The organism is Sphingomonas sp. Tas61C01 (genome assembly GCF_052567495.1).
In genome coordinates this window covers 277,361-292,761 of the sequence record NZ_CP199583.1, presented here as the reverse complement: position 1 = coordinate 292,761, position 15,401 = coordinate 277,361, and the positions used below count along the sequence as shown (strand labels likewise).

Annotated in this window: 12 protein-coding genes; 4 read left to right on the top strand and 8 right to left on the bottom strand. The window is 68.1% G+C overall.

From position 1 onward, the window contains the following. The first annotated feature begins 52 nt into the window (after nucleotides 1–52). Complete coding sequence (locus ACT009_RS01330; protein WP_445192607.1) at nucleotides 53–1,306, top strand: hypothetical protein; 1,254 nt, start codon at nucleotides 53–55, stop codon at nucleotides 1,304–1,306. On the opposite strand, the gene ACT009_RS01325 is transcribed toward ACT009_RS01330, so the two are convergent. The 3 genes from ACT009_RS01325 to ACT009_RS01315 form a co-directional block, all read right to left on the bottom strand. Continuing rightward, complete coding sequence (locus tag ACT009_RS01325; protein ID WP_445192606.1) at nucleotides 1,275–1,637, bottom strand: hypothetical protein; 363 nt, start codon at nucleotides 1,635–1,637, stop codon at nucleotides 1,275–1,277. The genes ACT009_RS01330 and ACT009_RS01325 overlap by 32 nt on opposite strands. A gap of 82 nt (nucleotides 1,638–1,719) precedes the next feature. After that, nucleotides 1,720–2,919 carry a glycerophosphodiester phosphodiesterase family protein gene (locus ACT009_RS01320; protein WP_445192605.1) on the bottom strand — a complete coding sequence of 400 codons (1,200 nt, stop codon included), beginning with the start codon at nucleotides 2,917–2,919 and terminating at the stop codon, nucleotides 1,720–1,722. A gap of 327 nt (nucleotides 2,920–3,246) precedes the next feature. Then, nucleotides 3,247–4,362 carry an ROK family transcriptional regulator gene (locus ACT009_RS01315; RefSeq protein WP_445192604.1) on the bottom strand — a complete coding sequence of 372 codons (1,116 nt, stop codon included), beginning with the start codon at nucleotides 4,360–4,362 and terminating at the stop codon, nucleotides 3,247–3,249. A gap of 126 nt (nucleotides 4,363–4,488) precedes the next feature. On the opposite strand from ACT009_RS01315, the gene ACT009_RS01310 reads away from it, so the two are divergent. From ACT009_RS01310 to ACT009_RS01300, 3 genes are all read left to right on the top strand, one after another. Beyond that, on the top strand, nucleotides 4,489–7,230 hold the full coding sequence (locus tag ACT009_RS01310; protein WP_445192603.1) for a TonB-dependent receptor: 2,742 nt from the start codon (nucleotides 4,489–4,491) through the stop codon (nucleotides 7,228–7,230). After that, the gene (locus ACT009_RS01305; RefSeq protein WP_445192602.1) at nucleotides 7,227–8,360 is read left to right on the top strand and encodes a hypothetical protein; all 1,134 of its coding nucleotides are present in this window, start codon (nucleotides 7,227–7,229) and stop codon (nucleotides 8,358–8,360) included. Before ACT009_RS01310 ends, ACT009_RS01305 begins: the two co-directional genes overlap by 4 nt. A 93-nt stretch (nucleotides 8,361–8,453) precedes the next feature. Continuing rightward, nucleotides 8,454–8,957: a DUF1440 domain-containing protein gene (locus ACT009_RS01300; protein ID WP_445192601.1), complete on the top strand. Its 504-nt coding sequence runs from the start codon at nucleotides 8,454–8,456 to the stop codon at nucleotides 8,955–8,957. Here the strand turns inward: ACT009_RS01300 and ACT009_RS01295 are convergent. From ACT009_RS01295 to ACT009_RS01275, 5 genes are read right to left on the bottom strand one after another with little or no spacing between them, the layout of a single operon-like run. Next, nucleotides 8,946–10,508: an ArnT family glycosyltransferase gene (locus ACT009_RS01295; RefSeq protein ID WP_445192600.1), complete on the bottom strand. Its 1,563-nt coding sequence runs from the start codon at nucleotides 10,506–10,508 to the stop codon at nucleotides 8,946–8,948. The genes ACT009_RS01300 and ACT009_RS01295 overlap by 12 nt on opposite strands. 53 nt (nucleotides 10,509–10,561) lie before the next feature. Then, nucleotides 10,562–10,981: a hypothetical protein gene (locus tag ACT009_RS01290; protein WP_445192599.1), complete on the bottom strand. Its 420-nt coding sequence runs from the start codon at nucleotides 10,979–10,981 to the stop codon at nucleotides 10,562–10,564. Nucleotides 10,982–10,991: 10 nt separating this feature from the next. Beyond that, nucleotides 10,992–12,227 (bottom strand): molybdopterin-dependent oxidoreductase, encoded by a 1,236-nt coding sequence (locus ACT009_RS01285; RefSeq protein ID WP_445192598.1) that lies wholly within the window; start codon nucleotides 12,225–12,227, stop codon nucleotides 10,992–10,994. A gap of 47 nt (nucleotides 12,228–12,274) precedes the next feature. Next, the gene (gene yghU / locus ACT009_RS01280; RefSeq protein WP_445192597.1) at nucleotides 12,275–13,153 is read right to left on the bottom strand and encodes a glutathione-dependent disulfide-bond oxidoreductase; all 879 of its coding nucleotides are present in this window, start codon (nucleotides 13,151–13,153) and stop codon (nucleotides 12,275–12,277) included. A gap of 26 nt (nucleotides 13,154–13,179) precedes the next feature. Then, nucleotides 13,180–15,327: a penicillin acylase family protein gene (locus tag ACT009_RS01275; protein ID WP_445192596.1), complete on the bottom strand. Its 2,148-nt coding sequence runs from the start codon at nucleotides 15,325–15,327 to the stop codon at nucleotides 13,180–13,182. Nucleotides 15,328–15,401 lie beyond the last annotated feature (74 nt).

Sequence of the window (15,401 nt, the reverse complement as noted above, 5' to 3'; positions counted from 1 at the left end):
GGGATAGCAGCACGGCTGTTACGAGATACTTGGATTTGCGGAGATGCCGCATGTGACCGCCGCCCGAGCATCCCACGGCCCACTGCCGGTACGCGCGGCATTCGCGGCGGCTGCGTTCTCGCGGGGGCTGACGCGGTGCTTCGCGGACATGTTCCTCGGCTATCATCTCCATGCGCGCGCCGGGTTGAGCAGCGCCGAGACCGGCGCGACCCTGCTGGTGCTGCTCTCCGCCGGCGCGCTGGCCGATGTCGCGGCCGGGCTGCTGCTGCGGCGGTGGCGCAGCCGGGCGCGTGCGGTGTTCGTCATGCAGCGCATCGGCGCAATTTTCGCGGCCGTCGCACTGGTGCCGCTGTTCCTGCCCGAGATCGGCATGATCGGCGCGCTGTTCTGGGGCAGCGCGTTCCGGATCGCCTTCTCCTTCTACACGGTGCCGCAAACGACCTTGCTGTCGATCCTGCCTGAGGATGCGGGGGAGCGGCGGCTCTTCGTCACGCTCCACACCGCGCTGGGGGCGTTCGCGCGGCTCGTCACCGCTGCCACCGCCTTCCTCATCGTCGACGCGGTGGATCCCGCGCGGTCGGCGATCCACCTCGGCTGGGTCGTCGCCCTGGCGAGCTTCGGCGTCGTCACCGTGCTCCTGCTCGAACTGGCGGTCGGTGCGCGCCCCACCGTGTCGACCCTGCCCAGCGATCCCGCCGACGACCGAGGCTGGCCGGCCGGATTGACCTGGCTGCTCGCGACGACGCTGTTCCATGCCAGCGCGTTGTTCATGATGTCGCGGCTCTTCCTGTTCGCGCCGCAGGCGGACGGGGCGACGGTCAGCGGACCCTGGGTGCTCACCGCCTGGACGTGCGGCCTGACCGCGGGGCCGTTCCTATGGGGGAGGTGCCGTCGTCTCTCCTTCCCCGTCGCCGTCGCGGTGGCCGCGATCGCGGCGAGCGTGCTGCTGATGTCCGGACTGCCCCTGCCGGTGAAGCTGATCGCGGCGTGCGGCTACGGCATCGGGCTGGGCGCGAGCGGGGCCGAACTGATCGGCGCGATCGGCCATCTCGTCCGCAAGGGCAGCGGCGCGTCGGCGGGCATGGCCTTCGCCGCGTTCGCCTTCGTGACCAAGATCGCGATGGCCGCCGGCAACGGCGCGCTCGCCTTCATCCTGGACGGCTATGCCGCCGACGAGCGATCGACCCTCGCCCTGCTGGCGACGATCAATCTCGTCGGCGGCCTATCATGCGCGTTGGCCTGGCGCCGAGCGAAGCGCGCGCCGGGCGACCGGGTCATGGATCCAGCGGCATGCCGTCGCGCCTGAGTTCCGCCTGCCGCTCCATCGCGCGTCGTCGACTGTTGGACCGGTCGTCCATCCCGGCATGATCCAGCGCCGCCTCGACCGCCATGTCGGGTTGCGTCGCGGCCGGATCGGTGCCGATACCCGAGATCACGGTTGCGGCGGCGGTATCCGCAGCCGCATTCGTCCCGGCCCGCGGCGCCCCACCGGGAGCGGACACGAAGACGATGTCGCTACCCGCCTGGCCCGTCGCATCCTGCCGGCCGGCCCCACCTGCGTATCCGCTCCCCGCGATCACGATCGTCGCCACGACGATGGCCGCAACCACGACAGAGCCCGCAAATATTGTCCTCATCACGATCTCCTTCATTCGTTCGATCCACACGGAAGATCCGGCGCAGGCCCCCCCACGCCGGATCATCTTCAGTGCGTCGCGATCAGCAAAGATTGGCGGTGAAATAATAATATTCGGTCGACCAGGTGCTGGCGGTCCTGTTGCCCATCACGTCGAAGACGATGTAGTCGGGCCTCGTATTAGCGTTGCTCGCGAAAGCGGTCTTGGCGTGGCGAGCGTTGATGTCGAACGAATTGGCGCTGGTGTCCGTCGACTGGAACGAGAAGAGCCGGCACTGACCGCCGATCCGACGGCCCGCATCCGGGTTCGGCACGATCGTCATAAACTTGCGGCCGGACAGCTTCGTCCAACGTACCGCCTTGTAGGCGCCGTCGGTCGCCTTCGGATTGTCCGCGGGCACGCTTGCGCTCACGATCGGCATCCGCGGCGCGTCCCGATGGTTCTTCTCGGCATCCGCCCAGCACGATAGATAGGTCGGGATCGGCAGCGTCTTGCCGAACGCCCATATGCCACGATCGTCGTTCTCGAATGCGCTCAATTCGCCGTCGTTGATCTGCGGGATGATCTTCAGGCCCAACAGGTTGTTATTCTTGGCGTATTGATAGCAAGTGCTGTAGCCGGCATAGGTGTAGCCGCTGGCCAGCGCCTTGCTCGCGAAGAACTTGAGAAACACGTCGTTTTGCATGCCGTAGCGCTTGATGGAGTCAGCCGCGAGCTTGAAGATCCTGTGATCCTGAACGTCGAGGACGATCATGAAACGATCGCTTTCCACGATCCTGGGAAATTTCTTCTTGATGTTGCTCAGCATGCTATCCAACGTCTGCAGCCTGGTCACGTCGTTCGTATCGTTACATTTGACAGTCATTTGACTGTTTCTTTGATAGACCTTCAGCTGGCGATTATTCAAGGTATCTTTTCGTATGGTATTCCACCAGATCCGGTTCGGCTTGGCCTGCAGATTTAGCGAAACGTCTATCGGGTTCATCACGCCGCCGGCATTATCGAGGCATATCGCTCGGTTCGCGACCATATCGTGGGTCACGATGACCCTGCCGTCGGCATCCAGGCGGAGATCGAGTTCCACGCCCTTCATGCCCAGGATATAGGCACGCGACACGCTATCGAGCGAATTTTCCGCCTCGCCCATTTTGGGATCGACGTCGTGGTAGACCCCGCGATGAGCGATCGTTTCGTAGTTCGACTGGGCCGCAGCCGGCGTCGCACATACGGGCAGCAACAAAGCCACCAGCATTCCTATGCCTGTCCTGGGGAAACGCATCATATATCCTCTCATGCAAATGGTTATCGGTATTGATGAAAATGGTAAGCCGACTAGCTGGGCAAGCGAGATACCAGCGCTACACAAACAAAGCATTTATTTACATGACGAGCGTGTTACACTTCTCACGCAATAGTTCCCTACTCGCCCGGCCCCCCGTTAAATGGCAGATCATCTAATGTAAACGTATACCGTGCGCGCGAATGCATCCGGTAATTCACTCTATACTGACGCAATTCGCCCGCTGACGATGCACGACAGTGTCGATCGCTTTCAAATCGATCTAGCCGGAGCGCGCGGCCGCGGCGCGTGCGCTTTTTGGATCGGCGGTCAGTCGAACAGGGTTCGGTGGAAGACCAGTGACGCCGCGCCCAGCGGGCCGGCGAGATCGGGCTCCAGCGCGGCCACGTCCAAAACCGTCGCCGGCGCCCGCCGGCCGCGGCGGGCCGGCAGCCGCTCCTCGGGCCAGTCGACCGCCTCGACGATCCGCCGCGCCAGCACGCGCGGCAATCGCCCGCCCAGGATCAGCGCCTCGCAATCCAGCGTGTAGCGCAGCGCCCCGAACAGGTAGGAAAAGCTGGCCTGGTGCGCCGCCAGCCATGCCTCGACGCCGGGCCACGCCGGATCGAACCGCGCGACCATGTCGGCGATGCCGGTGGTCGCCACGCCGTGGTCGGCCAGGCAGGCGCGCAGGGTCTGGAGATTGGGCGGAATGCGCCCGACCAGCGGGAACAGCGGCGCGATCTCGCCGGCATTGCCGTGCCGTCCGCGCATCAGCGCACCGTCGACGATCACGCCCGCGCCGAACCCCGCGGCGACGTTGACATAGCAGCAACTGGCGTACCGCGAACCGACGCCCAGCAGCCGCTCGCCCAACACCGCCGCGCTGGCGATGTTCTCGACCGCGACCGGCAGCGACAGCTGGCGCGACGCGGCGGCGTGGAGATCGACCAGCGCCCAATCCTCGAGCTCCTCGCCCGGATTGACGGTGTCGGTGGCGACGAAATAGCCGGCGACCGCGATCCCCAACCCCTTCAACCTGCCCGGCGCGATGCCGATCGACGACAGCGTATTGGCGCCGAACGAGGCGGCGGCGTCGAGCAGCGCGGCGCGCGGCATCCCCGGCATCGTCACCTCGCACCGCGCGCGGATCGCGCCCGCCAGGTCCAGCAGCACGACATCGGCGCGATCGGTCATCACCGACAGGCCGAGCGCGAAGGCGGCGTCGGGCTCGATATGGATCGTCGTGCTCGGCTGCCCGCGGCCGGCCGCGACGCTGTCGCCCGCGCGCACCAGCCCCGCCGCCTCCAGCTCCTCGGTCGCGCGGAAGATCGCGGTGCCGGACAGGCCCCGCTCGTGGATCAATACCGACCGTGAGACGCTGCCGTGCCGCCTGATCGCGGCCAGCACGCTGCGCGATCGCGCGGATATCTCGCCGGCCTTCATCGAACGAATTTCCTCCCCGGCAAACCGTCAGATCGGGCCGAAACCAATTCGGGCTTGCGAGCCGTTACATTAATATCATACAATAGGATATATAAAGGATAAACGTACCAGAGGGGATGATTCGAAATGAGCTATCGCAAACAATGGGCTTGCGCCCTGTCCGCCGGAACGATGCTGGCGGGGATTCCGGCGCTCGCGCAGTCGCAGACGACCGATCCCATCACGACCACGCCCGCCACCGCGGATGCCGGGGCAAGCACCGACATCGTCATCACCGGCTACCGCGCGTCGCAACGGTCGGCGACCAAGGCGAAGCGTGAATCGTCGGTGATCCTCGACGCGGTGTCGCAGGACGATGTCGGCCGGCTGCCCGATCTCAACATTGTCGAGGCCAGCCGCCGGATCACCGGCGTGTCGGTGGTCGGCGGCGCCGATCCCACCAAGAACCGCGACATCTATCAGCGCGCGACGATCCGCGGGCTCGATCCGCGCTACAATCTCGTCACGATCGACGGCATCCCGCTCGCCTCGCCCGACTGGATCTTCCGCGGCGCGCGGCTGGACACGCTGCCGGCGTCGCTGGTGTCGCGGATCGAGGCGATCAAGAGCGTCACCGCGCAATATGATCCCCACGCGCTTGGTGGCCAGATCAACATCGTGTCGAAGAGCGCATTCGACGGGCGCAGCGACCATTTCCTCGTCGTCAACGCCAATGGCGGCTACAACGACACCGCGGGCAAGCTGGTGCGCGGCGGCGGTCCGGCGATCCGCGCGGATGCGACCGCGGCGACCCGCTTCGGGCCGAACAAGGAATTCGGCGTCGTCGCCTCGGTCGAATATCAGCGACTGCCATCGACCGCGCGCGCCGAACTGCCCGGCGACACCGGCGGCGCCGGCTGGTCCTACTTCACCACAGCCGGCGCGCGGACGCCGTTCCCGAACCGCTCCACCGGGTTCCTGGTGCCGGTGCGCAACCAGGATTATTTCTTCGAGAACATGCGCACCCGGCTCAGCGGCAACCTGAAGCTGGAATGGCGCCCCGACGATGCGACCGAGGTGTCGCTGTTCGGCGGCTATTACCGCGACAAGGATACCGAGAGCCGGTACGAGGTGCTGACCACGCCGACCGGCGCGCCCAGGAACGTCACCGCCACCAGCGGCAACTTCGCGCTCGGCGACATCCAGCAGGGGGTCACCTACCAGCCGGTCGCGCGCGACACCTGGCTGACGGACCTGAAGGGCCGTCACGATTTCGGCGGCGGCGTGGTGCTCGACACCACGCTGGCGCGGTCGAAGGCGCAATATCGCGAGCTGCGCGAAATGATCAAATACGACACCTCGCCGCGCCCCGGCGCCGCGACGTCGAACTTCCTCCCGGCCTATGGCTATGGCTATAATCTCGTCGACGGCCGGCCGCGGCTGACGATCAACGACACCGCGGCGGCGGGGAACCCCGACAGCTACCGCGCCCTCTATTATCGCCGCATCCACCGCGATCTCGATTCGACGGTCGATTTCCTGAAGGTCAATCTCGGCGTCAACGCCGCCGCCTCGGATCGGGGGTTCGGCGCCAATGTCGGTGCGGCGGTGACGCGGACCGATCTCTCCTACGACCAGCGCTATCTGGAATACGTACCGGGCAACGCCGCGGGGCAGACCGCGATCGGTTCGCTGCGCGGGATCATCTACGATCAGCGCCCGACACCCTATCTGACCCCGGCGGTGCCGTATCTGCTCGTCAATCGCCCCGCGGCGTGGCAGCTGTTCGACGCCAACCGCAATTCCTTCATTCCCACCAACCAGGTCGCCAACAACGCCGCGGACGACTTCCGCGACGTGGAGACCACCAAGGCCGCCTATGCGCAGGCGCTGTTCCGCGCCGATCGCTTCGACGTCCAGGCCGGGCTGCGCTACGACAGCACGCATCTCAGGATCGATACCAACCAACCGACCACCGCGGCGGCGACCGCCTATGCGCCGACGCAGCGCACCACCGACTATGCCTATTGGCTGCCCTCGGCGCTCGCCACCTACCAGATCGGCGACGGCATGCGGGTGCGCGCGGGCGTGTCGAAGACGATCGGCCGCCCCGACTACAGCCAATACGCCGCGCGGACGTCGTTCGGGATCGGCACCGACGGGCAGACGCTGTCGATCAACACCGGCAACCCCGACCTGAAACCGCGCGAGGCGTGGAATTACGACCTGTCCTACGAATGGTACATGCCCGCGGGGATGCTGTCGGTCGCGGCGTTCGCGAAGGACATCAAGAACGAGATCTTCACCAGCACGCAACAGGCGCCGGCCACGACCTTCCAGGGCGTGACCTACCCCCAGGTCTTCATCAGCACCCCGCGCAACGCCGCGGCGGCGAAGATGAAGGGGCTCGAGTTCGGCTATTCGATGGATCGGATCACGGCGCTGCCGGGCCTCGGCCTCAATGCGAACTTCACCCTGCTCGACGGATCCTACCGTCAGCCGGTGAGCCCCGCCGGCGTCGCCGCCGGATCGCCCGCCGCGCGCGACACCACCGGGCTGATCCAGCAGCCAGCCTATATCGCCAACCTCACGCTCTTCTACACCACCGGGCCGGTCGAGCTGCGGGGGTCGTACAACCGCATCGGTCGTGCGCTGCAGTCCGCCGATGGCGACACGCGGACGCGCGACCTCTACCAGGAACCCCGCCAGCAGGTGGACGTGCAGGCGCGGCTGACACTACGCGACGGGCTGGACCTGGTCGGCCAAGTGCAGAACCTGACCAAGGAGGCGTTCGTCGTCCGCCAGGGCACCGGCCGCGATTACCTCAACTATTTCTTCCCCGTCGGCCGCACCTTCTGGCTCGGCCTGTCGTGGAAGCCGAACCTGTGAGGCGCGGGTCGATCGCCGCGATCGCGGCGCTCTGCTGGTCGGCCGCACTCCCCGCGGCTGAGCCTGCACCCGGGCAGGTGACGGTGGTGCTGAAGTTCGTGAAGCGGAGCTCGGCGGCGGCGGCGACGCTGCGGTTCGATCCCGCTTCCTGCCGGGTCTGCACGCCGGTCACCACGCCGCTCTACAATGCAGACAACCCGCGCGAGACGGTGATCGCGCTGGCGGTGCCGCGTCGCCGGACGCTGGAGCTGCGCTTCACCGGCCCGCGCGATGCGATCCGCCGGGTGCTGCTGGAGAACGGCGACCTGGCGTTCCGGCAGGACCGGGACGCCATCGTCGTCGATCTGCCGCCGCTCACGCAGAACGTCATCACCGCGGCGGAGGTGGCGACGCACATCGTCGAGCCGGGCATGGTGCTGCGCTTCGAACATGCAGATCCGGCGCGGCGGGCGGGCGCCTATGCGACCGGCCGGTTTCCGGAGACCGAGCGTCTCGCCGCCAACGCGCTCGAGTTCGCGCAGCGCGAGGTCATCCGCGAACTCGCGCTCGGCGAAGAGGCCGAGCGCCGCGACCTCGGGCGCATCCAGGTGATGGGCTTCGACACCAATGCGCCGCACAACCATGTCGATACGCCGCCGCACATCCACATGCACCTGCGCTGGCCGCGCAACGCCGGCACGCAGATCGGCCATTTCTATCTCGGCCCCGACGGCCTGCTGACGCACAATCTGGCCGGGGTCAGCGGTGTCCCCGACACCGAGCGCCGCTTCAATCGAGGCGATACCTTCACCTCGGTCGGCCCGGACGGCAAGGGCCTCTATTTCCACCGCATCACTTCCGAAGGGTGGCTCGAGATCGGTCGGCCCGCGGGTCGTTCCTGTCTGATCCGTCCGGTCGGCGATGGCGGGTTTCAGGCCGGGGCGATCGTCCAGTGCGCGGGCGCCCCTGCCCGTCGGCTGACGGTGAAGGACGATATCGCGAAGGGCATGCTCACGGTCGCCACCGACGATCTGGTCGAAACCTTCCGCTACGATCCCGACAATGGCGAGATGTCGTCGCCGACGATGCCGCCACCGGCGACCCCGTCCAACTACGTGTCGAACGAAGTCGCGGATCTGCCGCCGAGCTGACCCACCCTCACGATCGATCCGGCGACCGATCGTTCCGGAACGCCGTCATCGCCGTCTCGTTCTCTCCTCGCCAGCAATGAGATTGGAACGCCGATGAACGAACAGGACGATCGCCCGACCGCCAAACTCTTGCGCGGGGCGCTCGCCGGCCTCGTCGCCGGCGCGGCGGCGTCGTTCGTGATGGATACGTTCCAGGCGGCGGTGGCGGCGCTGTCGTCGGACGACGACGAGCAGTCCGAACCCGCCACGCAAAAGGCCGCCGATGCGATCGCCAGGACGGTGACCGGCGACGAGATCGCCGCCGCCGACAAGCCGCTGGCGGGGCAGGCCATCCACTATGCGCTCGGGATCGGCCTCGGCGTCGCGTACGGCATCGCCGCCGAGTTCCGGCCCCAGGTGACCGCCGGCTACGGGGCCGCCTTCGGGATCGGCACCGCGACGCTGCTCGACGAAGCCGCCGTGCCCGCGGCCGGGTTGGGCGCGGCGCCGTGGGACGCAGGGCTTACCAGCAACCTCTATTCCTACGCCTCGCACCTCGTCTTCGGCAGCGCGACCGAGCTGGTCCGCCGTCAGGTCGCCGGCACGTTACGCGCCTGACGAGCGGGGTGGTAAAAGCCGCGGCGCCATCCTGACCGCCGCGCAACCCGCCACCCCCGCCTCGTCTCGGCCGCTGCGCAGCAGCCGGGCGACGACGGACGGGGCGCAACTGGCGACCAGCGCCGTCGATGTCGGTCGCGCCAGCGCCACGCGGTGGCCGATCGGCACGCCCCGCGCCAGCCACAGTTCGCGATAGGCCAGCAGCGTCGGCGCGTAGTGTGGCCAGCCGTCATAGGAGAAGCCGGGATCGACGACGACGATCGGCGCATCAATACGCGGTGCGATCGCCGCGAACAGCGCGCCGTAACGGCCCGCCTCCGCCCCCTCCCCGACCGGCGGCAGATAATAGCGGCGCGCGACCGCTGCCGCCGCGCCCGTCAGCAGCGGCACCGTCGCCACCAGCATCAAAGTCGCCGCCGCCACCCGGGAATGCCGCCCGCCACCGGCCAGCACCGCCCGCGCCCGATCGGTCGCGACCCGCACCGTGATCGCCGCCGCGATCGCCATGAATGGCAGCGCGGTCAGGATATAATGGTCGAGCTTGGACGCGGCCAAGGAGAACACCGCCAGGATGCTCGCGACCATGCACAGCGCGAAGCCTAGCAGCACCCGCTGCCGACCCCGCGCGAATACCCAAGCGACCGGCGCCAGCAACAGCAGCGGCGTCGCCGCGAAATAGCCGGCCCGCAGCAGTCCGAGATAATAGGTCCACGGCTTCGGGAGGACGAGCGACGAGGCGAACCGCCCGCCCACATCGTTCGCCCAGATCGCGGGCAGATATCCCGGCGATCGCGTCTCGCGCAGCACCAAAAACCCGATCGCGACCGCCAGCACCGCGGCGCCGGCAACCACATAGTGCGACGACGCCACCAGCCGACGCCGGCGCCCCGCCAGCAGCACGTACAGCGCCACGCCCGCCCCCGGCACCAGCCCGGCCACACTCTTGGTCAGGCACGCACAGCAGATCGCCGCGCCGGCCGCGCCCAGCAACCACCATGACGGGCAGCGCCGGTGCACGGCGAGGAACAGGAGGCACGCATAAGCCGTCACGAAGAACAGCAGCGCCGCGTCGTAATCGGCGGTGCGCGCGCTATGTTCGCCGAAATAGGCGGGGCTCGCCACCATCAGCGCCGCGCCCAGCCACGCCGTCGATGCCGATCCCGACACCCGCCGCACGAACCAGAAGACCAGCGCGATCGTCGCCAGCCCCGCGACCATGCTCGGCAGGCGCAGCGCCCAGAGCGACGGGCCGAACGCATCGACGCTGGCGGCCATCAGCCAGATCAGCAGCGGCGGCTTGCTGTTCCACAGATCGGGCGCGCCGCCATAGGTGGTGACGAGGCCGATACCCGCGCGGTGCATCTCCAGCGCGTTGACGATGTTGCGCGATTCGTCCCACAGCCGGATCGGCATCGTCGCACGATCGACGAACAGGAACGTCGCCGCCAGCAACAGCGACACGACCGCGACCAGCACCTCCGTACGGACCACGTAACCGCGCGGGCCCGTGCGGGCCGGTTCATACCGGGTGTCGAGCGGGAGTGCGGGCATCCTGGCCTAGGTGGCGGGCAAATCTTACCATCCCGCTAACCATCCCGGGTTCGCTACCGCGCCGCCACCTTCGTGCCGCCGTCGGACGCGGTCAGGTAGGCGAGGATCGCCGGCACGTCGCCCTCCGCGATGTCGGCGTGGTAGACCTCGCGCATCTTGGTGATCGTCGCCTGCCACTGCGCCGCGGTCAGCGACGGCTGGTTCAGCACCATGCTGGTCGAATGGCACGCGGTGCAATTCGCGTTGATCGCATCCGCCGACGCGCCGCCCGGGAACCGCGCCTCGTCGATCGGCATCGCCACCGCGGTCGACACCAGCGTAAACCCGCCGGCGGCGACGCTGCTCGGCGGCGCGGCGGCGGGGACGATCCGCTCGGGCGCCTTGCGCCGATCGGGGGTGCCGATCGTGGTCAGCATCAGCGCCGCACCGCCGATGACCACCGCGCACAGCGCACCGATGCCGAAGCTCTTCATGCCGTCATCCTCATGCGATCACGATGTCGGTAGCCTCGACCACCCCCCGCATGAAGCCGCCCGGGTTCCAGTTGGCGACCATCGGCTGCGCGGTCCCCGCGGCGTTCCAGCACCGCGTCAGCAACGTCGCGCGGCCGCGACCGCGCAACGGCACCTCGGCATCCCAGCGCCGGAAGCTGTAGCGTCCGTGATCCGGCCCCAGCGCCGCGCGGTGCCAGCGCCGGCCGCCGTCAGCGGAGACGTCGACCCGCGCCACCCCGTGGTCGCCGCCCATCGCGATGCCGCCGAGCGGGATCGTCGGCGTGAAGCCGATCGTCTGCCCCGGCGCCAGGCTGGTCACCCAGCTGCGCGGCACCATGCGGTTGATCGGTTCGCTCGGGAAATCCTTGGTGCCGGGGGCGACGTTCGCCTGCGGCGTCGTCGGGATCTTGTATGCCTTCGCCATCCAATATTGCTCGTCGGCGCCGGTCAGCACCTCGATGTCGTCGAGCATCTTGACCCAATAGGTCGAATACCAGCCGGGCACGACCAGCCTGATCGGGAAGCCATTGAGCAGCGGCAGCTGTTCGCCGTTCATCGCGAAGGCCAGCATGACCTCGCCGTCGCGCGCATGATCGAGCGCGAGGGTCTTGGCGAAATCGGGCGCGCCCGGGGTCGCCGGCCGATCCAGTCCGCCGAAGCGCACCGCGGTCGCCCCCGCGCGAACCCCGGCGAGATCGAGCACGTCGCGCAGCCGAACCCCCATCCAGCGCGCATTGCCCATCGCGCCGTGACCCCATTGCGCGCCGGGCACCCGCGGGGAGAAGAAGCCGCGCGAATTGCCCGAACATTGGTTCACCGCCGCCAGCTCGACCCGCGGCATCCGCAGCAGTCGCGCGAGCGACAGCGACAAGGGCCGGCCGACCGCGCCGCGAACCTTCAACCGGAACGTGCCGACGTCGATCGAGCTCGGGATGTCGGCATAGTGCCAGCGCACGAAGAACCGGTCGTTCGGGGTGAAGACGTCGCCGTCGAACGCCGACATCGGCGTTTCCAGCAGCGGCGGCGTCGCGCGCTGGAGGATCATCGTGCCCTTGCCCGGAAAGGCGCCGGTCAGCGGCCGTTCGTCGCGCGCGCCGCGAAAGCCGAGCCGTGCCAATTCCTGGGCGAGCGCCGGCGCAGCGAGCGCGACGCCGCCGACGCCGAGCGCGGCGAGCATCCGACGCCGGCCGGTCGCGGTGGCGAGTGCCATGTCGAAACGATCCATCACCGCTTCCTGCCCCAGCTTGGCGCCTGCGTCGATGCCCTCACCGCTCAACCCGCCGCCGGGTTCAGCTTGTCCTCGGTCTGGGTGAGGAAATCGTCCGCGTCGTGGCGTTCGCGCAACTGGCTCGCGGGATCGCCCATCACCCGGTTGACCATCCGCCCGCGCTGCACCGCGGGCCGTGCGCCGATCGCGTCGGCCCAGCGCTGGAGGTTCGTGTATTCGTGCACCTGGAGGAACTCGCCGGCCTCGTAGAGCAGCCCCTTCGCCATCCCGCCATACCAGGGCCAGACCGCGATGTCGGCGATCGTATAGTCGCTGCCGCCGAGATACTCGCTCTCCGCCAGCCGCCGGTCGAGCACGTCGAGCTGGCGCTTCGCCTCCATCGCGAAGCGGTCGATCGCATATTCGATCTTGGTCGGCGCATAGGCATAGAAATGCCCGAAGCCGCCGCCGAGATAGGGCGCGCTGCCCATCTGCCAGAACAGCCACGACAGGCATTCCGCGCGCGCCGCGCCGTCGGTCGGCAGCAGCGCGCCGAACTTCTCGGCGAGGTACATCAGGATCGATCCCGATTCGAACACCCGCACCGCGGGATCGACGCTGCGGTCGAGCAGCGCCGGGATCTTGGAATTGGGATTGATCGCGACGAAGCCGCTGCCGAACTGGTCGCCCTCGTTGATGCGGATCAGCCAGGCGTCGTACTCCGCGCCCGCATGGCCGAGCGCGAGCAGTTCCTCGAGCATCACCGTCGCCTTCACCCCGTTGGGCGTCGCGAGCGAATACAGCTGGAGCGGGTGCTTGCCGACCGGCAGCTCCTTGTCGTGGGTCGCGCCCGCGATCGGCCGGTTGATCGCGGCGAAGCGGCCCCCGCTTTCCTTGTTCCAGGTCCAAACGCTCGGCGGGACATAATCGGCTTGGTCGGTCATGATGGGCTTTCCAATTGCGCCGGGCGCTACTCGCCGGGCCGGTAGGTGCGTTCGACATGCCCGGCGAGATCGGCCGGGGTCAGGTAGATGGGGCGCAACCGGCCGCCTGCATAGCGTTCGATCTGGTCGGCGAAGTGCGGCGAGCGTGGATCGCCGCTCTCGCCGCCCGCCATCACCGCCCAGGCGCGCGGGGTCGCGCCGAACGAAACCACCGCGACGAAGCTGTTGCCGCTGGTGCCGTAATATCGCTTGGTGTTCGGGTATGATTTGGCGCCGAACGAGGCGAGCGATCCCCATTGTGCCGAGGTGAAGGGCACCGGAACGCTCGGCCGACGATCGTCGAAATGCGGCTCGATCACAGCGTCGAGCCGCTGGAACCGGTTGATCTCGCCCCATGCCACGCGCCAGTCGCCGAAGTCGCGACCGAGCGTCGCCACCGCCTGCGTCAAGGCCGCCAGCTTGGCGTCCGCGCCGACCCGGACGCCAATATAGTCGGGCACGTTCATCCCTGCCGCGCGTGCCGCGGGGCCGACCTGCCGCCACAGCGCATCGCCCCAGAATACCGCCAGCGCGGTCGGGGTCGATGCCGCCGACCAGCGATAGTCCCAGCCCTTCAACAACGCGATCGGGTCGGCCAGCACGCGCTTGCGCGGATCCGCCGCGGGCAGCGCCGCATGCGCTGCAACGAGCTGCGGGATCAGCGTCGCGAACGCGGGCAGGTAGCTGTCGTACGCCGCGACCATCAGCCGCTCGGCGGTGAAGTCGTGCCGGTCCTTCAGCAGCAGCGCCGCATGCACCCCGCGCGCATTCTGGCCGGCAGTGTCCATGTAGCGCGGGAAGTCGGCCGCCCTCGGGCTGTCCGCTCCCGCCGCGGTCCACGGCCAGTTGTTGGTGTTGACCACATAGCCGACCCGCGGCCTCACCGCCTGCGGCAGGCTCGCGAGCGGGTGCAGCCCATGCCAATCGGTCGCGGGATCGGCGCCGTCGACCGCGTGGGTATAATCGAACCGGTCGCTCCGCCGCGGCACGAATTGCGGGTGGAGATACGCGATCTCGCCCGCCGCATCCGCCAGGATCGTCGCGTTGGACGAGTTGGCCCGCCGCGCGGACACCTTCACGAACGACGCCACGTCGCTGGTCTTGGTCCTCAGCCAGCTCTGTTCGAGCGCCAGCACCGGCCGCCACATCAGGGCGGTCGCGATCCGCCGATCCCCGCGCGCGGCCACGATCGGGCCGTGATGCGTGTGCAGGGTCGTGAAGCTGCGCGAGGCAAGCTTGCCCTCTGCGGTGCGGTAGGCGATCGTCACCGGACGGCGCATCACCGCCCGCACCGCTCGCCCATAGCGGTAGCCGAGCCGCGCGCCCCGCCCCCGCACGATCGTCTCCGCGAATTCGTCGACCGAATCGACCCCCGACGAGGTGTGCATCCACCCGATCCGCGGGTTGAACCCCTGGTAGATGAAGAACTGCCCCCAGGTCGACGCGCCATAGGCGTTCAGTCCCTCGCCGCTGCGCATCTGCAATTCACTGCGGAAATAGAAGCTGGTGTGCGGGTTGATCAGCAGCAGCGTGCGACCGTCGGCGGTGTTGGCGGGCGCGATCGCGATGCCGTTCGACCCGCGCGGTTCCTGCGGGATCATGCCGATCTCCTCCGGGGTCGGTGCCACCCGCGCCTGGCCGTAAAAGGCGGCGAGCTCCGACAGGGAGATCCGCTCGATGTCGCCCCCGATACTGCCTTCGGTGAAAGACAGCGCCATCCACGGCTCGAACCGGGTCAGCACCCGCGGCTTCACCGACGGATGCGTTGCGAGATAATGGTTCAGCCCATCCGCCCATGCGGTCATCAGCGTCCGCAGCCAGGCCGGGCTGGCGCGATACTGCGTCTGCAGCGATGCCGGATCGACGAACAGCCGCTGGCGCAGATCCTGCCAGATCGCGCCCTCGCCCTCCGCCTCCGCGGTGCGCCCGAGCGCGGTGAGGTAGTTCGCCTCGATCCGTGGGAAATCGTCCTCGGCCTGCGCATAGATCGCGCCGAACACCGCGTCGGCGTCGGTCTTGCCGGTGACATGGGCGATGCCGTGATCGTCGCGGACGATCGTCACGTCGCGGGGCATGGCGAAGGCCGGGGTGACGATCGCGGCGAGCAGGAACAGCGGAGCGCGGTGAAGCTTCATGGCGCGAGGCTAGAACCCGCCCGCGGCCGCGACAAGGCGGCGGTTGTTGCGCGCCATGCCGGTTTCTGTTTCTT